15 protein-coding genes are annotated in these 19,614 nt (G+C 42.0%); 8 read left to right on the top strand and 7 right to left on the bottom strand.

Annotation, left to right across the window (positions count from 1 at the left end; genetic code table 11):
* Nucleotides 1–114: 114 nt before the first annotated feature.
* From bhcC to bhcA, 3 genes are all read right to left on the bottom strand, one after another.
* Nucleotides 115–1,266: a 3-hydroxy-D-aspartate aldolase BhcC gene (gene bhcC / locus ACS8FC_RS11875; protein WP_439296957.1), complete on the bottom strand. Its 1,152-nt coding sequence runs from the start codon at nucleotides 1,264–1,266 to the stop codon at nucleotides 115–117.
* 138 nt (nucleotides 1,267–1,404) lie between these two features.
* On the bottom strand, nucleotides 1,405–2,385 hold the full coding sequence (gene bhcB / locus ACS8FC_RS11880) for a beta-hydroxyaspartate dehydratase BhcB (protein WP_439296958.1): 981 nt from the start codon (nucleotides 2,383–2,385) through the stop codon (nucleotides 1,405–1,407).
* A gap of 49 nt (nucleotides 2,386–2,434) precedes the next feature.
* A complete protein-coding gene (gene bhcA, locus ACS8FC_RS11885; RefSeq protein WP_439296959.1) occupies nucleotides 2,435–3,598 on the bottom strand; it encodes an L-aspartate--glyoxylate aminotransferase BhcA in 1,164 nt (387 codons plus the stop codon).
* 928 nt (nucleotides 3,599–4,526) lie between these two features.
* Between bhcA and ACS8FC_RS11890 the strand changes: the two genes are divergently transcribed.
* Nucleotides 4,527–6,209 carry an NAD-dependent malic enzyme gene (locus ACS8FC_RS11890; protein ID WP_439296960.1) on the top strand — a complete coding sequence of 561 codons (1,683 nt, stop codon included), beginning with the start codon at nucleotides 4,527–4,529 and terminating at the stop codon, nucleotides 6,207–6,209.
* A gap of 231 nt (nucleotides 6,210–6,440) precedes the next feature.
* On the opposite strand, the gene ACS8FC_RS11895 is transcribed toward ACS8FC_RS11890, so the two are convergent.
* The 3 genes from ACS8FC_RS11895 to ACS8FC_RS11905 all read right to left on the bottom strand — a co-directional run bounded on the left by ACS8FC_RS11895 (nucleotide 6,441) and on the right by ACS8FC_RS11905 (nucleotide 10,057).
* Nucleotides 6,441–7,286: an IclR family transcriptional regulator gene (locus ACS8FC_RS11895; RefSeq protein WP_439260879.1), complete on the bottom strand. Its 846-nt coding sequence runs from the start codon at nucleotides 7,284–7,286 to the stop codon at nucleotides 6,441–6,443.
* A gap of 220 nt (nucleotides 7,287–7,506) precedes the next feature.
* Nucleotides 7,507–8,772, bottom strand: a complete 1,266-nt coding sequence (locus ACS8FC_RS11900) for an MFS transporter (RefSeq protein WP_439296961.1) — start codon at nucleotides 8,770–8,772, stop codon at nucleotides 7,507–7,509.
* 130 nt (nucleotides 8,773–8,902) lie between these two features.
* A complete protein-coding gene (locus ACS8FC_RS11905; RefSeq protein ID WP_439260877.1) occupies nucleotides 8,903–10,057 on the bottom strand; it encodes an acyl-CoA dehydrogenase family protein in 1,155 nt (384 codons plus the stop codon).
* Nucleotides 10,058–10,370: 313 nt separating this feature from the next.
* Between ACS8FC_RS11905 and ACS8FC_RS11910 the strand changes: the two genes are divergently transcribed.
* From ACS8FC_RS11910 to ACS8FC_RS11940, 7 genes are all read left to right on the top strand, one after another.
* Nucleotides 10,371–11,147, top strand: a complete 777-nt coding sequence (locus ACS8FC_RS11910) for an enoyl-CoA hydratase (protein WP_439260876.1) — start codon at nucleotides 10,371–10,373, stop codon at nucleotides 11,145–11,147.
* A gap of 97 nt (nucleotides 11,148–11,244) precedes the next feature.
* Nucleotides 11,245–12,855, top strand: a complete 1,611-nt coding sequence (locus ACS8FC_RS11915) for a 3-hydroxyacyl-CoA dehydrogenase (protein WP_439296991.1) — start codon at nucleotides 11,245–11,247, stop codon at nucleotides 12,853–12,855.
* Nucleotides 12,856–12,938: 83 nt separating this feature from the next.
* Nucleotides 12,939–14,141 (top strand): 3-oxoadipyl-CoA thiolase, encoded by a 1,203-nt coding sequence (locus ACS8FC_RS11920; protein WP_439260875.1) that lies wholly within the window; start codon nucleotides 12,939–12,941, stop codon nucleotides 14,139–14,141.
* Nucleotides 14,142–14,189: 48 nt separating this feature from the next.
* The gene (locus tag ACS8FC_RS11925) at nucleotides 14,190–15,929 is read left to right on the top strand and encodes a fatty acid--CoA ligase (protein ID WP_439296962.1); all 1,740 of its coding nucleotides are present in this window, start codon (nucleotides 14,190–14,192) and stop codon (nucleotides 15,927–15,929) included.
* Between the two features lie 97 nt (nucleotides 15,930–16,026).
* The gene (locus ACS8FC_RS11930) at nucleotides 16,027–16,497 is read left to right on the top strand and encodes an acyl-CoA thioesterase (RefSeq protein ID WP_439296963.1); all 471 of its coding nucleotides are present in this window, start codon (nucleotides 16,027–16,029) and stop codon (nucleotides 16,495–16,497) included.
* A 151-nt stretch (nucleotides 16,498–16,648) separates the two neighbouring features.
* Entirely contained in the window at nucleotides 16,649–17,680 is a 1,032-nt protein-coding gene (locus ACS8FC_RS11935; RefSeq protein ID WP_439296964.1) for a porin, read from the top strand.
* 311 nt (nucleotides 17,681–17,991) lie between these two features.
* Nucleotides 17,992–18,807, top strand: coding sequence for a thioesterase family protein (locus ACS8FC_RS11940; RefSeq protein ID WP_439296965.1), 816 nt, complete (start codon nucleotides 17,992–17,994; stop codon nucleotides 18,805–18,807).
* A gap of 218 nt (nucleotides 18,808–19,025) precedes the next feature.
* Here the strand turns inward: ACS8FC_RS11940 and ACS8FC_RS11945 are convergent, their stop codons facing one another.
* Nucleotides 19,026–19,592, bottom strand: a complete 567-nt coding sequence (locus ACS8FC_RS11945; RefSeq protein ID WP_439296966.1) for a TetR/AcrR family transcriptional regulator — start codon at nucleotides 19,590–19,592, stop codon at nucleotides 19,026–19,028.
* Nucleotides 19,593–19,614 lie beyond the last annotated feature (22 nt).

The following is a 19,614-nucleotide window of genomic DNA, read 5'->3' on the forward strand; positions in this document are numbered from 1 at the left end:
AATCTTAGTTTTGAAGTGTTCGTTTTCAACTAGCATTTATTAAATAAAAAGAGGCTATTGTAGGCTACGGCTACAACAGCCCCTTTAAAAAACGATAGTGATTTAATTCAGGAATTAGTATGCGCGGCCACGTGCAGAGACAGGCCATACGCTTTCAACTTTGCTGTTACGTACGCCGACATACCAGTCATGAATGTTACAAGTCGGATCACAATGTCCTGGCACCAGCTTTAGCTTTTCATTGATTTTAAGTACACCTTCAGGATCGCTTACCACGCCATGCTCATCCGAGCATTTTACGTATTCAACGTCATCACGGCCGTAGATGAAGGGTAGGCCACTATCGACTGACTGTGCTTTTAGACCGGCATCAACGATAGCTTTGTCAGGCTTAGCGTGGCTCATAACAGACGTTAATAAGAATAACGCATTTTCCCACTCGCCTGCATCGATACGATTGCCGTCTTCGTCCAAGATACGACCGTAGTCAGCATCCATAAAGGCGTAAGAGCCGCACTGTAATTCGTTATAAAGACTTGAATTACTTTCAAAATAGTAACTACCAGTACCGCCACCAGAGATAAATTCTGGTTTTAAACCAATCTCTTCTAAGGCATCAACGGCGTGTTGAACTTGATCGATAGCAGCTTGGGTCTTAGCTTTACGATCGCTATAGCTGTCCATATGCTGCATGGCGCCTTGATACGCCTGAATACCTGTAAACTTCAAGTTTTCAGCGGCATCGATGGCTTTAGCAATCTCTACGACCGCTTCTGTAGTAGTGACACCGCAACGGCCTGCGCCGCAATCGATTTCGATATAGCAGTTAAGCTCAGTGCCGTTTCTGACGGCGGCTTCTGATAATTCAGCGACATTATCGACGTCATCAAGACAAACGGTGATTTTCGCACCTAATTTTGGTAATTTGGCTAAGCGATCAATTTTTGCTGGATCACGTACTTGGTTTGATACTAAGACGTCTTTGATGCCGCCACGTACAAACACTTCCGCCTCAGAGACCTTTTGGCTACAAATACCAACTGCGCCGCCAAGCTCTTGCTGTAGTTTTTGCACGTCAACTGACTTATGCATTTTGCCATGGCTACGGTGGCGCATATTATGATCTTTAGCATAATCACCCATTTTTTTGACATTACGCTCAAGCGCATCAAGATCTAATATCAAGCAAGGGGTCTGGATATCTGCTTCGTCCATACCAACTTCAGCCGGGACGTTAAAACCAACTTCCAATTCTTCAGTAATCATATTCAAGCTCCATTTGTTTTCATTGATTGTATTTACTTAATTATACTTAAGGACATTTAAATGCGTTCAAACTTGCGCATGACTAGCGCTTAGTTAACGCTTGATTCGTCATCAATTATTGATAATGAATTGCCAAAATTAATTCCAAGGCAACTTGTTAAGATCAACGTTACCACCTGTAATGATGATGCCAACCTTTTTTCCTGCAAAAACGTCTTTGTTTTTCAAGATGACTGCAAGTGGTACCGCGCAGCTTGGCTCGATGATAATTTTCATATGTGTCCAAGTAAGCTTCATCGCCTCAACGATTTCTTCTTCAGTTGCTGTTAAAATATCAGTGACGTAATTGCTGACAAAATACCATGTTAACTCTTTAAGCGGTACTTTTAGGCCGTCGGCGATAGTATCCGGTGCATCATCAGCGATAATATGACCCGCTTTCAATGAGCGTGCAGCATCATCAGCATTTACAGGTTCAGCAGCGTAGATTTTGACATCAGGGGCTAGGTTCGATAACGTCAAGCAGGTCCCTGAGATCATACCGCCGCCGCCAATTGGAGCGACAACCATGTCAGGCTTTACGCCACGCTCTTCCATTTGCTCTAAAAACTCACGTGAGCAGGTCGCTTGTCCAGCGATAACGCGTGGGTCGTTGTATGGGTGGACAAAATCGCCACCGGTTTCTGCTTGAACCTTAGCAAATACTTCTTCGCGAGAAGTGGTCGATGGCTCACATTCAGTAATGATACCGCCATAGCCGCGTACTGCCGCTTTTTTAGCTTCTGGTGCGCTGTGTGGCATGACCACGTGACAAGGGACACCGCGCTGGCCGGCGGCATAAGATAAAGATAGCGCGTGGTTGCCTGAGCTGTGTGTGCAAACACCATTTTGGGCTGCTTCATCAGACAGACCAAACACTGCATTGGATGCGCCGCGTACTTTAAAAGCGCCGGCTTTTTGAAAGTTCTCACATTTAAAGAACATCTCGCAGCCTGCCAGCTCGTTCAAAAACCGCGAGGTTAAAACCGGTGTGCGATGGATATAAGGCTTAATACGCTCATGCGCCTCTAACATGTCATCAAGCGTTGGAATCGTTAAGCCATCGTCATTTGTGATCATAAAAAATATTCCTTCATTTTTTAATTGTTTGTTATTTGATAACTTTTATCTAGTTATTGCGGTAATACTCTTGTGCCGCAGTGACGCCTTGACCTAGCGTGATAGGATAATTTAAGTCAACCATTGCCATCTCAATAGCTGCTAGTCCCGCTAGAACCATGACTTCAGTAAGTGAACCCAAGTGTCCTATTCTAAAGGCGCGACCAGCCATCTCACCTAAGCCAACACCGAAAGATATGCCATATTTATTAAAGGCGTGATCGGTCAGCTCATTACTATTGAAGCCTTCAGGAACATATATCGCACTTACAGTCTCAGAGTATAAGTCAGGCGATACTGCACATAACTTAAAGCCCCAAGCATTAACCGCTTGGCGTACGCCTTCAGCCAAGCGATGATGGCGCGCGTAGACATTCTCAAGGCCTTCTTCAAACAGCATATCAAGACTGGCTCTCATGCCATAAATGAGATTTAGGGGCGGGGTATAAGGAAAGCCGCCATTAGCATTGGCTTTTAGCATGTCACGAAAGTCAAAATAGGTACGTGGCAGTTTAGCTTGCTCCATTGCTGCGAGTGCTTTTTGACTAACGGCTAGTATCGCCATACCCGTTGCTAGCATGAAGCCTTTTTGCGAACCAGCTACCGCAATATCGACGCCCCATTCATCCATTTTAAAGGGAACACAAGCGATTGAGCTGACGCCATCGACGAATAAAAGAGCGGGGTGATCCGCGTTATCCATAGCATGACGAACCGCGCCAATATCGCTTAATACACCCGTTGCTGTTTCGTTATGCGTGACCATCAGTGCTTTGATTTTGTGATCTGTATCTGCTGCCAAGATAGCTTGGAACTCATCAGCAGGAGCGCCCGTTCCCCAAGGACATTCAACCACTTGTACATCCAATCCATGACGCTGGCACATATCGATCCAGCGATGAGAGAACATACCATAGCGAGCGATTAGTACTTTATCACCAGGAGATAGAGTATTGCTGATAGCCGCTTCCCAGCCGCCTGTACCGCTTGAAGTGAATAAAAGGACTTCACCGTCTTCAGTGCCAAATACTTTTTTGGCATCAGCAAGAACTGGTAAAAAGGTGTCTGAGAAATCAGGGGCACGGTGGTCTTGCGTTGGAACGTTCATCGCATGACGCAATCTTTCTGGTATGTTGGTAGGACCAGGAATAAAAATTGGGTTTTGTAGTGACATGATTCACATCCTTGTAAGTGCATATAAAGGGGTGCAATAATTGTATAAGCAGGATTTCATGCGAATTCAATGCAAGAGTCTTCCTGACTCATACAGTTTGATTTATGCGTATTTCGAATTTAAAAAATTAACCATGTCAAAGAAAGGAGTTGCAGGTGATCGGTCACTTTACTACTTACTGCGTTCTTTTTATGGTGTTCTTGCGGTAACGATTTTTACGAAGAAGATACTAAGAGGTTTTGGTCAAAGAGTGTAGGTACTCATTAACTGATTAAAATATAGCACTAATGACAAGTCGTAACAAGTAGTTTTAAATACCCTTTGTAATAAAGTTGTCTCAACTATGACTGTGGTTGTGTTAACTAAATAGCTGATATTACTGTTATCTGTCTTACTGTGTTTGAACAAAAATAATTTATAATAGCTCTATCATATGGCTATACTTAACCAATTCTGAACTTAACCAAAGCTAATCTATACTATCATTATTTCAATTGTCGAGCAGTTGTCCTAAATTTAATGTTATCATCTGCTAATTTTTTGACAGCCTTTGCTTTAAATTCTATATTATAACTCTACATTTTCTTGGTCATGATAAACTTCTTGTTAGATGGTTAGTTTACTAAGCATATCTGTATATTTTCTTTAGCATGACTTATATGAATTAACTATTAATTTGGTATCAATTACTTGTTTAGATAAACAGACATCACAAAACAATCAATTTACCCTTGATGTTAAGCGCTTATAAAAGACATTTGACTGGTTAAGGGTAGCAACTCTTGATGGTGTTGAGTTTAGTGGTATTAAGTTGAATAATTTTAAGAAAGTTAGACCAAGAACTAGATTTAAATGATGTTTATTATTTTATGGAACGATAAAAACAGTTAACTTTTTACTATCATACCCTTATTAAGAAGATCTTATTATGACAAACCAACGTCCTTTATACATTCCCTTTGCAGGTCCTGCACTATTAGAAACCCCTTTGCTAAATAAAGGTAGCGCCTTTTCACCAGAGGAACGTGATAGCTTTAATTTGACAGGTTTATTGCCTCATGCCATTGAGACGATTGAAGAGCAATCACTACGCGCATATCATCAGCTCAGCTCCTTTACTAATGATATGGACAAGCATATTTACTTACGCAACATACAAGATACCAATGAGACCTTGTTTCATCATTTGATTGAGCAGCATATTGAGGAAGTTATGCCGCTTATATATACCCCAACGGTTGGCCAAGCTTGCGAAAAATTCTCTCAGATTTATCGCCGTAAACGTGGTTTATTTGTCTCTTATCCTGAGCGTCATAAAATCGATGATATGTTGCAAAATGCAACCAAACAAAAAGTAAAAGTGATCGTCGTTACCGATGGTGAGCGTATATTGGGCTTAGGTGATCAGGGTATTGGTGGAATGGGAATCCCAATCGGTAAACTATCACTATATACCGCTTGCGGTGGTATTAGCCCAGCTTACTGCCTACCGATTTTATTAGACGTTGGTACCAACAATCAAAAGCTGCTTGATGACCCTATGTATATGGGCTGGAGAAATCCTAGAATTTCTGGCGATGAATATAATGAATTTGTAGACTTATTCATTCAAGCGGTGAAACGTCGTTGGCCTGAAGTGTTACTACAATTTGAAGATTTTGCACAGGAAAATGCGACACCATTATTGAATAAATATCGCGATCAATTATGTTGTTTTAACGATGATATTCAAGGCACTGCTGCGGTTTCAGTCGGTACATTGATTGCAGCATGCTTAAATAAAGGCGAGAAACTTAGCCAACAAAACATAGCATTTTTGGGGGCAGGGTCAGCAGGTTGCGGTATTGCAGAGCACATTGTTCGTCAAATGCAGCGCGAAGGGTTAACTGAAGAGCAAGCCCGTAGCCAAGTGTTTATGGTGGATCGTTATGGCCTTTTAACTGATAGCATGACAGAGCTACAAGAATTCCAAGCACCGTTAGTACAAAAAGAAGCCAATATTCAGCACTGGGATAAGAGTGAGCAACTGGGCTTAGCACAAGTGATTGAGCAAGCAAAAATAACCGTATTGTTTGGTGTCAGCGGGCAAAAAGGTTTGTTTACCAAAGAGGTGATCGAAAAGCTATGTGCTAATACTGAGCACCCAATTGTATTACCACTTTCAAATCCAACGTCTCGTGTCGAAGCCACACCGCAAGAAGTGACTAGCTGGAGTCACGGTCGCGCCATTATTGCCACAGGTAGCCCTTTTCCTCATACAACGTTTGAGGGGCAATCTTTCGAGGTTTCTCAGTGTAACAACAGCTATATATTCCCAGGTATTGGTCTCGGTGTCTTAGCAGCACGAGCGACAGGTATCAGTGACAATATGTTAATGGCTGCAAGTCAGGCCTTAGCGGATATTTCAATGGAATATGACAAGGCACCAGGGGCAATACTGCCGCCAATAAAACTTATCAGAGAGATCAGCGAAAAAATAGCCTATGCAGTAGCCTTACAAGCGGTTGAAGACAAACTTGCTTTACCAGTAACATTAGAAACTTTGGAGCGTCGTTTAAAAGCCAATTTTTGGCTACCTAAATACCGCAACTATCGTCGTACTTCTTTTTAGAAATAAAAAAGTAGCTGCTAAAAAGCACTTAAAAAAAGCGCACAAAAAAGCCGAATGTTATTAAAAATAGCATTCGGCTTTGTTTTTTATTATATTTTACTAAAGTTTAAGCAATAAAAAACTCCTTTAAATTTTAAGAATTAAAAGGGTTTAAAAATAATTAACCTTAGTCGATTAACGAGAGTAGTATAGTTGATCTTCAGCAGTATTTGAGCTAACTGTTGACAAGCTTTAGCTTATATAAATATTACCTTCAATATTATTCTTCATATGCAGTAGACGAGGAGCAATATCTTCTTCTAACTTAGTACGGCTAAGCACAAAACTTGGCGCGCCACAATTAAAAGTTAGTAATCCCTCAGTAGGGTGCATCATGGCAGTAGCAACAGCATTGACGTCTTTTTGCCATTCACTAATCGAAAAACAATACCCATAATCTTCATAATCTTTAAAAGCTTTGTCCAGTCCTCGCCTAATTTTTAACCAGTCGTCTTTATACTTACTACGAATGGCATCAAGGATAAATTCTTGCTCAGCAGGTGGCATACTGGCTAAGCAAGCTCGTCCCATAGAACTTAAATGAATGGGCAGGTATGAGCCAACATTGCGTCGCATGGTAGTCGTGCCAGACCCTTGCACGACATTTAGATACACCATCGTCAGTCGATCGCGGGTTGCCATGGCAACCGCACTATTGGCATAATCCGCCAACTCTTCCATGTACGGTGTGACTAAATTGTTGATAGAGATGTTCGCCATCATTGTATAACCAAACCCCAACACACCCGCAGAGAGCTGATATTTACTACTGTTGGTCGATTGCTTTAAATATCCTAATTTGACCAAGGTATAAGTAAGACGCGTAATCGTCCCTTTAGGCAGACCTGTCATTTGACTTAGATCTTGATTGCCGAGATAAGGGCGCTGCGGGGTAAAACAACGTAGCAACTCTAGTCCTCGGGCCAAAGCCGTAACAAACTGCCTGTCGTTTTTATCTTTCATCTCTGCAATCGGCTCTAACAGCTCAATGTGTGTTGCTTCATTAGAGTTTTCATCAGCAAGGGTATTAGTAGTCATACAAAGTTTATTAGTCTCAATTAAATTAATGTGAACATTATAAAGAATACACTACTTAAGGTGTTTTATAAAAAAACAATAAAATGGTGGTACGCTAGTACTTACTGGTTTGCACCTTTAATAAGACTATCTTAAAGATTCAGTATTAAAGGTGCAGTAAACTTCTTAACATAGCTATTATAAGCTATTTCGCTATGCGGTATATATGGACTTAATATTATTACGCTTTTTGTGGATCATACTGTTGCTCTTTGATGAACAAGGTCGGAATAAGACCGCATAAGAAGTACGCGCCTGCCATGAGTAATAAACCTGCACCGATAGAATTTTGCATAGCCATATAACCGATGGCAACAGGTGCAATAACTGATCCAAGCCGTCCGATATTGAATGCACCGCCAATAGCAGTCCCGCGAATAGCAGTAGGAAAGCTTTCCGTTAAATAGGTAGCATTAATAGCATAAGGAATACCATATAAGAAACCAAAGGCTATCATCAACCAGCCAATATTGTCTGGGGTATGCATATAGACTAATACTGGAATGAATAGGGCGGTGCCCATGGTGCCAAAAGCGAATACTATTTTGCGACCGATTCTATCAGCTACTATACCTGCTACGAGTTTTGCAAACATCATGGTCAAGTAAGTACCCGCCATATATAGAGCCATCTCTTTAAATTTGATACCCAGTTCAGTCTCTAGATAAGAAGGTAGCCAGTTGCTTACACCAAAATAACCAAAGAGTAGTAAGCCTGAACTCATCGACCATAGAATGAACATAATGCGATGTCTTGGATTTTCAAAAATTGCTTTGTAAGGATTTTCTGGTTTTTGGAGCGAGTTTTTCGCGCCACTGAGTTTAAGTGCACGCGCTTCTTTCCAAGAGTTTGGCTCAGGTATAAGAAAGTACATCGCTACTGCAAGAATAATAGGCAAAAACGTTAAGAGATATAGTGTGCGCCAACCATAGCTGGGAATAATCCAAGCAGAAACGCTAGTAATCACTAAAGACCCTAACGTAAAACCTGTCATCAACATTGCAAGCACGGTTGTTCGATGTTTGGTAGGCACCATCTCCGACATCAAAGTATTAGTCGCAATATATAAACTACCAAGACCCAAACAAGCGGTGAACCGCAATGCTATAAACTGCTCATAGCTCTGCACAAATCCGCTAAAACCTGATAATACGGAGAAGAGAGCAGTCGCAACTACAATGACGCGCACACGCCCAAAACGATCACAAGCCCAGCCGCCAAAAAATCCACCGATTGCCATGCCAAATAGTGACCAACTGCCCAAAGCACCAGCTTGTACATTGGTCAATGCAAACTCTAGCTTTAGGCTCGAGAGCGTAAAGGCGAGGATACCAATATCAGCGCCATCACATAATAAAACTAAAAAACAAAAAACGAATGCCAATTTCCAAGGTTGTTTTTGTACAGAATCTAAGACTGGCTTTGAAGTTATAGCAGCACTTTTCACAATATATATCCTTATTGTTGTGATAATAGAAGACTACAGTCAAGGGTAGGATTTGGTGGTATCAGCATCCTAGCAAACACCTCAATACTCTAATAACGTACATACTTATTAATCATCGAATAAGTATTACTTACTCGCTAACTTCTTTGATCATATTGCGGGCGATAATAATTTGCTGGATTTGAGTAGTGCCTTCATACAAACGATATAAGCGCACATCACGATAAAAACGTTCAATACCATAATCCGCAATATAGCCCGCACCGCCATGAATTTGCACGGCTCTGTCAGCAACACGGCCGCACATTTCGGTGGCAAACATCTTGGCGCATGACGATTCGGTCACGACATCCTTACCTTCATCGCGTAGACGTGAAGCGTCTAGTACCATAGATTTAGCCGCATAAATCTCTGCTTTTGAATCAGCGAGCATGGCTTGAATAAGCTGAAAATTAGCAATTGGTTGACCAAACTGCTTACGCTCAACAGCATAGTGTAAGGCATCATCTAACATTCGACTTGCGGCGCCTGTACTTGCTGCTGCAATATGTAGGCGTCCTTTATCAAGTACTTTCATAGCCGTTTTAAAACCTACACCTTCAACGCCACCAATCAATGCATCAGCAGGCACTACGCAATTATCAAAGATAACATCACAGGTATGCGCGCCTTTTTGGCCCATTTTTTTATCAATTTTACCCAACGTAATACCAGGGGTGTCGCTCTCAACGATGAAGGCTGAAATGCCACCTGACCTTTTATTTTGTGGATCAGTACGTGCCATTACAGTAAAGATGCCAGCTTCAGGGGCATTGGTAATATAACGTTTAGTACCGTTGATAACATAGGTATCACCATCTTTAATGGCAGTGGTCTTTAATGAAGCAGCATCTGAACCAGAATCCGGCTCGGTCAAACAAAATGAGCCGATAATTTCACCGCTAGCAAGTCTTGGTAGGTATTTTTGTTTTTGCTCTTCGGTACCATCAATGACTAGACCAGATGAGCCAATACCATTATTTGTTCCTATTAGTGAGCGAAATGCAGGAGACGTGCGTCCTAATTCAAATGCCAGTGTGACCTCTTCTTCCATGGTAACGCCAAGCCCGCCGTAAGCTTCGGGAATAGTAAGTCCGAACAGCCCTAACTCTCTCATTTGATTAATGATATCGTCTGGAAGACAATCGTTTTCTGCGACCCAATGTTCCATTGGTATTAATTGGTTGCTAACAAATTGACGGATAGTTTCGGTAATTTGGTTAAGAGTTTCCTTATCTCTGATCATGTGGTTCTTCCTTGTTTGATTAATACTTAGAGTGATAACGACTTCGTAATTACCTTGAACAAACAGCATAATTGATAGTTTATTAAAATACAATACTTTTGGTTTAAATAACCGCTATGCGGTATTAATTAAAAAATTGAAGTCTAAGTAGTCCGTATATTTCTAAAATTGACTGAGATTTACTCTTCACAAAAGAAAATAAACAGTATATATTGGTCTTGAATATCGCTATGCGGTATTATATTTTATAATTAGTAATGTATTTTAAAGATTGCGATATTTTACTTAACGATAATATCTAAAGGACAGCATCATGGAAGAGCAGATCATTATTTGTGAAACGTTAGAAAATGGCGTAAGTCTGATAACACTTAATCGTCCCAAAGTTCGCAACGCTTTAAATGCTGAACTACGTGAGCAAATGGCAAAGATTTTCATTCAATTAAACGATGATCCACAAACCAAGGCTATCGTACTGACTGGTGGCGATAAAGTGTTTGCGGCTGGTGCTGATATCAATGACTTTTTAACCGCAAAAACGGTTGATGTCTATCTACGTCGTAGCGAGCAGTATTGGGATGCTATTACTAATTGTCGCAAGCCGATTATTGCAGCGGTCAATGGCTATGCGCTTGGCGGCGGCTGTGAGCTTGCTATGCACGCTGACATCATTGTCGCTGGTAAGTCTGCCAAGTTTGGCCAACCAGAAATCAAAATCGGCTTAATGCCAGGAGCTGGCGGCACGCAGCGATTGTTTCGCGTGCTTGGCAAACATAAAGCCATGAAGCTGATATTAACGGGCGATATGATAAGCGCTGATGCAGCAGATCAAATGGGGCTGGTCTCTGAAGTGGTCGAAGATGAGGCGACTATTAAGCGTGCTATTGAGATTGCCGAGCAACTAGCGGGTTATTCACCGATTGCTTTAGAACAAATTAAAGAAGTTGCCAATCTTGGGGTGGATATGCCACTACAAGGCGCATTGGCCTTAGAGCGTAAAGCCTTTCAGATTTTATTCGATACTGAAGATCAAAAAGAAGGGGCGAAAGCTTTTTTGGAAAAGCGTGACGCCAATTATAAAGGTCAGTAGCTGGCTGAAAAATAGCAAATATACTTTGAAAACGAGATTGTTCAACAAGACCATATAGAGCGACAAGAGCTCATAAAGTAACGAGACCATATAAAGGATTATTATGACTGTTAAATCATTGGCCATTATCGGCACTGGCGTTATGGGCATGGGCATTGCGCAAATCGCTGCCCAAGCTGGCATTCAAGTGCTTTTATTTGATGCCAAAGCGGGCGCCGCTGCACAAGGGCGTCAATCCCTACAAACCACACTCGAAAAATTAGCGGCCAAAGGCAAATTTACCGATGAGCAGCTGCAGTCTACTTTATCGAATCTAACAGTGATTGAAGAGATAGCTAAAATCGCCGAGGTAGATGTCGTTATTGAAGCCATTATTGAGAATTTAGAAATAAAACAACAGCTTTTTAAACAGTTAGAAAGCATCGTCCCTGCCGAGACGATTTTGGCAACCAATACTTCATCGCTAGCGGTGACCGCGATTGCTTCTAATTGTCAGCACCCAGAGCGCGTAGCAGGATTTCATTTCTTTAATCCAGTGCCGCTCATGAAAATCGTTGAAGTGATTCCGGGACTCTCTACCAAATCTTCAGTGGTAGAGACGCTTACGGATTTAGCCAAACGCATGGGACATTTAGGGGTGGTGGCAAAGGATACCCCAGGTTTTATTGTCAATCATGGTGGCAGAGCTTATGGCACAGAAGCTTTAAAAATATTAGGCGAGGGAATCGCTAGCTTTGAGGATATCGATCGTATTTTACGTGAAGGCGCTGGCTTTCGGATGGGACCCTTTGAGCTGCTTGATCTCACTGGCATCGATGTGTCGCATCCAGTTATGGAAACGATTTATAACCAATATTACTTTGAGCCTCGCTATCGCCCGCATCCCTTGACCCGTCAAATGCTAATAGGGAAAAAGCTGGGTCGTAAAGTTGGTGAGGGCTTTTATCACTATAAAGACGGTCAAAAATTGACAGCGAATACGTCGCAACAATCATCGTTTGAAGCATCAGTGTCCAAAGTAAGGTCTGATGTATCAAACGTAACAGTTTGGATTGGCGCAGACTTAGCAGAAGATAAAAAGCAGTTGGTTGATTATCTAAACGCTAACAGCATCAATATCGACGACAGTGATAAGCCAAATTCTGACAGCTTAATATTGCTGGCCATCTACGGCGAAGATACGACCAATGCGGCTATTCGCTATCAAGTGAACCCTCAACAAGCGGTCGCCATTGATATGCTGACTGACTTATTCAAGCATCGTACGTTGATGCCAAGTATCGTTACGCAAGATAACTTTGTAGCGCAAGCTTATGCCCTATTTGCTAGCAGTAATAAGTTTGCCAAAAGCTTAAATGATCACTCGGATGAGGGCTCAAATGTTGCTGTCGATGCCACGCTAATTTCCGAAAGTACTGGCTTTGTGGCGCAGCGAGTCGTGGCTATGGTCATTAATTTAGGTTGTGATATTGCGATGCAAGGTATTGCCACGCCAGAAGATATCGACAATGCCGTCAAGCTTGGATTGGGCTATCCGTATGGTCCTATCTCTTGGGGCGATGAGCTTGGTGCCGAGCGTATTTTACTCATCTTAGAGCGTATCTATGGGTTAACGGGTGATCCGCGTTATCGTCCTAGTCCATGGTTACAACGCCGCGCCAAGCTAGGCATCTCATTATTTACTCAACAGAGCAATTGTCAATGCTAGATTGCTGATGCTAAGAGCTAGACCAATTTAATAAACGCTATATTTTAATAATGCAAATTCTTAAAACACAACAAGGAACAGTTATGTTAGACGCCTATATTTATGACGGATTAAGAAGCCCTTTTGGTCGCCATGGTGGAGCATTAGCAACCGTGCGTCCTGATGACTTAATCGCCACAGTGATGAAGACTCTGGTCGAAAAGCATCAATTACCTAACGATATCTTTGATGAAGTGCTGATTGGTAATACCAATCAGGCCGGCGAGGACTCACGCAACATCGCTCGTAATGCTGCATTGCTAGCGGGACTAGATGTCAAAACACCCGGACAAACCATCAACCGTCTGTGTGCTTCGGGATTATCGACCGTCGTTGATGCTGCCCGTAGTATCACTTGTAACGAGGGTGACATATTTTTAGCAGGTGGGGTTGAGTCAATGACCCGTGCACCATTTGTCTTTGCTAAGACCGAGCAGCCTTTTAGTCGTGAATTTAAAGTATTTGATACCACCATTGGCAGTCGATTTCCCAATCCTCTTTTGACTAAAGAATTTGGTAGCGATAGCATGCCGCAGACGGGCGATAATGTCGCTCGCAAATACGGTATCACTCGTGAAGAGGCGGATAAATTCGCAGCAGCCTCGCAAGCTAAATATCAAACCGCCAAACAAGCGGGGTTCTTTGATGAGGAAATAACGCCAATTATGGTATCGCAAGGTAAGAAGTTACCCGAAAAAGCGATAACAGAAGATGAGCATCCTCGCGCCAGCTCTACTGTGGAAGCACTGCAAAAACTGAAACCGTTAAATGAGAATGGCGTAGTTACGGCAGGGAATGCATCGGGCATTAACGATGGGGCGGCTGCGCTGATTATTGGCTCAAAGCAAGCAGAAGAAAAGTTAGGCTTTAAGCCTATTGCCAAAATTCTCTCATCCGGTGCCATGGGTGTTGAGCCCAGTATTATGGGCGTAGGCCCTGTTGAGGCCATTAAACTGGCATTGAAACGCGCTGATTTGACCCTTGATGATATGTCCATCATCGAGATTAATGAAGCATTTGCCTCGCAGGTACTCGGTTGCCTAAAAGGTTTAGAGATTGACTTTGATGACAAGCGTATCAATCCCAATGGTGGCGCGATTACCGTCGGACATCCACTTGGCGCATCGGGCGCTAGACTTGCCTTAACTACAGCGCGCGAGCTACAGCGCACAGGCGGACAATACGCGATAGTCAGTTTATGTATTGGTATTGGGCAAGGGCTTGCCATGGTGATTGAACGAGTCTAACTCCATTAGTACTCTTGCCATACTATTTTATTATCAAGGATGACAATAATGACAACGATACTCAACCAACATGAGAACTACCAACAAGCCGAAGAAGCGTATGGTTTTCCTTTGATTATCAAACAGCTGCTAAACCGTGCAAAGATCGCCTCTACTCAGCAAACCATCAGTTATGCCGATAAGGTGACTTATACGTATGCTGAATTTTTTAAGCGGGTTAATCGCTTGGCAAACGTACTTAAAAATATGGGTTTGCAAGCAGGTGATGTGGTTGCGGTCATGGATTGGGACAGTCATCGTTACCTTGAAGCGTATTTTGCCGTGCCCATGTCTGGCATGATTTTGCAAACGGTCAATGTACGCTTGGCTGAAGATAAAGTGCTGTACACCATTAACCATGCCAAACCAAAAGCCTTGTTATTAAATGCTGAATTTGAGCCCATGGCTAAAAATTACCGTCATGAAGCCCCTTCTATTGAGAAAATTATCTGGCTTGATGACACTGACTTTGATGGTACTGGTTTTAATGAAGCTAATTTTGATGATGCTGATTATAGCGAAGACACTATAAAAGCTCAGCAAGCCAGCATGCCAGATTATGTCGAAGGTGAATATGAAGCCATGCTAGCTGCGGCCAGTGATGAGTTTGATTTTCCAGATTTCGACGAAAATACTATCGCCACCACGTTTTATACCAGTGGCACGACAGGAGACCCAAAAGGCGTCTTTTTTACCCACAGGCAAATCGTATTACAGACGCTATCGAGTACTCTAGCATCCGCACTCAGTGCCGAAGGTCAAGGCGCTCGCTACAATGATGTCTACATGCCAATGACGCCATTATTTCATGTGCATGCATGGTGTTGGCCGTATGGGGCAACCATGATAGGGCTCAAACAAGTGTATCCAGGGCGATATCTTCCTGAAGTATTGGTTGACTTGATTGAACACCACAAAGTTACCCTCTCACACGGTGTCCCAACCATTTTACAAATGTTAATTAAAGAGATGGCAACACGAGGACGCAAGTTCAACGGTCTTAAGTTGTCAGTAGGGGGTTCCAAATTAAACGAAGGCCTAGCTGAAGCTGCTCTTGAAAGCGGTATCGAGTTTATCTCAGGGTTTGGGATGTCAGAGTCCTGTCCTGTCCTTGCCAGAATGGCATTCGGTGATCAGACAAATACTATGACAACGACAGAACAGATCAATTATCGTTGTCTTTCTGGCTCTCCGATTATGCTGGTATCAATGGAGATTTGGGACGAAAATGGCAAAGCCCTACCCATGGATGGTGAGTCGACAGGCGAGCTGGTTGTGCGGGCGCCTTGGCTGACCCAAAGCTATTTTAAGAATGCAGATGCTGGCAATGAGTTGTGGCGCGGTGGTTGGATGCATACACAAGACATTGCTTGTATTTCACCTGATGGCACGCTAAAGATTACCGATAGACTCAAAGACGTCGTTAAGTCTGGCGGCGAATGGATATCCTCGCTGGAAGTCGAAAATATTTTATCATTTCATCCGAGCGTTGCTGAAGTGGCCATAATCGGAGTAGCGGATGAAAAATGGGGCGAGCGCCCTTTAGCGTTAGTAGTCTTAAAACCTGAGCATGCCGATACCAAAGCGGAGGCTATTTTAGCGATAGGTCATCAAGCGGTTGAGAAGGGCTATTTACCAAAGTATGGCGTGCCAAGTGAAATAAAATTCTTAATAGAAATGCCGAAAACCAGTGTGGGCAAGCTCGATAAGAAAAAGATGCGCATGATGTACACAGAAAAATTGATTTAACCCATAGCGATAATTGCAAAAAATATATGAGCTTACTGATAATTTTAACGTTGGTTAATAACACCTACGCTCATTAGCATAACTAGAAGAGAGAACTATGAAGGCTGTAGCGATATTACCGGAAATACAAGAGACGCTGAATAAAGATAAATACCATCCCATGCATGGTTTTGCGGTTATTCATTCCCAGCAAGTAGAGTGGGGCGATATGGACTCCTTTGGTCATGTTAATAATGTGGTCTATTACACTTATGCCCAAAATGCACGCATTCACTATAACACTCAATTAAATCTATTTAATGAAAACACCTTTTCAGTCATGGCAGCGTCATCCTGTCAATATTTCAAACCAGTGACTTATCCCGATACCCTATGGATTGGGGTTCGAATCAAGAAAATTGGCAATGCCAGCGTGATTCATGAATATACCTATTATAGTACGGCTATGAATACTATCGTTGCTAGCGGTGAGTCAGTGCTGGTATATCTTGATAAAACTACTGGACAAAAGAAAAACATTGATGAGACCAAAAAAGCCGCGATTACTGCTTTTGAAAGTTTTAACTAAACTGTGAAGTTCAACTAAATTAGGAGGTAATTTTTTTATAAGGAGATAGTGCTGGTATTTATAGGGTTAAAAAATACGGTAACAATAGAGATTTAAAGGGATTTAAATTAACTTAAATGAATTTTAAAACAACACAAGGAATGTGTAGATCATGCTTTATATCAAAAAGTTGTCTTTTGGTTTGGCTGTCTTGGGAGCATGTGTACAAGCACAAGCAATAGAGCTTGTCACCAATGGCGATACTACTTTAAGTATCGGTGGTTATGTTAAAGCAGAAGGTATATTTTATTCTCCAGATGAAGGGGAGTCTGAGTTTAAAGGAAGTGGACGGCAATCTCGGATTAATCTTAAAACCACCAAGGACATAGAGGATAAAAAATTAACAGGTTTTATTGAAGGGGACTTTTATGGCAATGCTGCAAATGGCGGTTCAGACTTGCGACTTCGCCATGCTTATGCTCAAATCGATGATTTGACAGTCGGTAAGACGTGGAATGGTCAGTTCTTAGCGGTCTACCCACTTTTAACTGAGCAGCTTGACTTTCGAGGCACGGGTTTGGGCACCATCTCTGGTGGTGGCGCTTATATTCGTCCAGATTTGACGGTACATTACGTTCATAAAGGGTTTCGTTTTACGGCTCAAGAACCTGTTGATGACGAAGCTGATTTGCCTGATATGGTTGTTAGCTACAAGGATGATATATCTGATCTTAGCTATAACTTGGCGGTTACGGCTCGTGAGGCCAAAAATGGAGAAGATTCAGATATAGGCGTCGGTGTTTCTTTGGCTGGCAAACTGAAAATAGGCAATGATTCGCTACATGCGAGCGTATACAATGGTAAAGGGATGGGCGCCTATTCCACCGTATGTGTTGGAAGAGTCCTTGGTTCGACTGACGATGTAGATTGTGATGCCGAAGACGGTAAGCTTGTATCACAAACTGGCTTCACGGTAGGGTATAGGCATAAATTTACAGAAAAGCTGATGAGCAACATGCGTTATGGTGAGATTAATGTAGATGATGCGGTAGATACCTCTGTGAACGTAAAAAGCATCAACCTTGTCTATGAGTATTTTCCAGATCTAGATGTTGGTATTGAGTGGAGAGATCGAAGCGATAGGACCACTTTAGAAGTAAGAAAAGGTCAGCAAGTTGAAATAATGGCCAAATACGAATTTTAAGCTAATATGTTCTTATTGAACATTCAATAAAAAACCCCTTCAAGTCTAATAGGTTTGAAGGGGTTTTTGTTTTTCTAATATCTAGTGTATCCATTTAATTTAGTATCAACTATATAGAGTAATTAGGGATAACTATCTTTAGGTTATTCGAGTTTTGTATAAGCCCTCCTTAAACAAATTATCTACTTAAAACATCAGTTAAAAGTGAAAGTATATTTTCAGTGGGGGAGCAACGCCAATATATCTGTTACTATCCTAGGTTTGAATCTACTCAGATTATCTTACTAGGAAACCAAAGTGAAGGGATAACCATGGCAGCTTATTACAATTTTATCAAACGTGAACAGCAATCAGATAACATCAGTATTGCTTACTACAAACCTACTCAGCATGCTCAGGGCGCATGGAATCAGCATGAGCAGCATATGGCACCGGCGACTGGAGTGCTCACTCACGAGCTAAACCAGTTTGCACCGCAAGCGAATATGCGCATAGCCCGCATTAGCCTTGATATCTTAGGACTTATACCGCTGGATGATTTTACTATTACCACTCGCTGTATTCGTCCTGGAAAAACCATTGAATTGATAGAGTCGGTCATGAGTAGTGGTGGTCGAGACTGTGTTACCGCGCGCGCTTGGCGATTGTTGACGCAAGATACCAGCGCCATTGCAGGTTTGGAGGATCAACACGCTCCTCACCATCCTAATGATCTACCAGTTTGGGAAGATATTAAAGGCTGGCCCGGCGGGTTTGTCAAAAGCGTGCATCTCGTCGCCAATTCAGATCGGCGTAATGGTAAAGGTATGGTATGGATTACTAATAATACTGAAATGGTAGAAGGTGAGCCAACGACTGATTTGGTGCATCTATTAGGTATGGTCGATATCGCCAATGGCGTCGTACCAAGACTTGGATTGGAATTAAGCGATTTACAATGGATGTTTCCTAATACAGATTTGCAAATTCACATGCATCGCATGCCCAAGGGAAGTTGGTTAGGTATGGAAGCGGTACAACAGTACGGTAATGACGGTATTGGTATAACTAGCACGGTCTTACATGATGTACATGGACCCTTTGGTCGTAGTGAACAAATCCTTACTCTTCGTCAAGTTCCGCGTTAAATTTGGATTATACACAAACGTTAGAAAATATAGACAACGGTAGTAGCATGATAGTTATAAGGAGTTCTTATATTACTTAACTAGGAAGTAACTTATCTAGATTGTTATCATAATACGATGGTGACATCTATTTGAGTCACCATCGAAAATAGATGACATCATAGCTAATTATTTTAATTGTTACCCTAACTAATTAGTCTCGTTTTATGAAAGCAACATCACAATAACGTCTCAAATATCTGCTCAATATGGGCTACCTCCTTGTATACATTTACAACGGATACTCCCTGCATCGTGTAATAAAAACATGAAGCTTTTATCTCGGCCTGCGCTTTGTCATATCCCAAGTTTTCATAAATCATCGCAATAAAGGTCAGACGATGAGTATCGACTTCATTCAGAATTTCTCTTACCGCTTTATCATTTTGTGACCAGTTGCGAATTGCTAACTCTAAAGCGGCACCGTTGGTTTTGCTATTACGCTTATAGGGAATTAAAAATAGCTTTCTTAGGCGCTCTTTAGGTGTTAATTCTGTATCATTCAAACGCTCTATAATCGCAACCGTTGAACGAATGCGCCAGTTTGATAGTATTTTTTCGAACAGCTCTTTTCTGCTACTAAAATGCCAGTAAAAACTGCCCTTGGTAACCTTTAGCTTTTTGGCAAGCGGCTCTACTCTGACGGCAGAGATACCAGATTTAGCCAACTCAGATTCAGCGATATCTAACCAATCTTTCGCCGTCAGTTTGTTGGGTTGACTTGGATTTTTTTCTATTAAATCCATGCTTTTAAGACCTCTACTTTTT

Source organism: Psychrobacter sp. 1Y4, assembly GCF_051847555.1.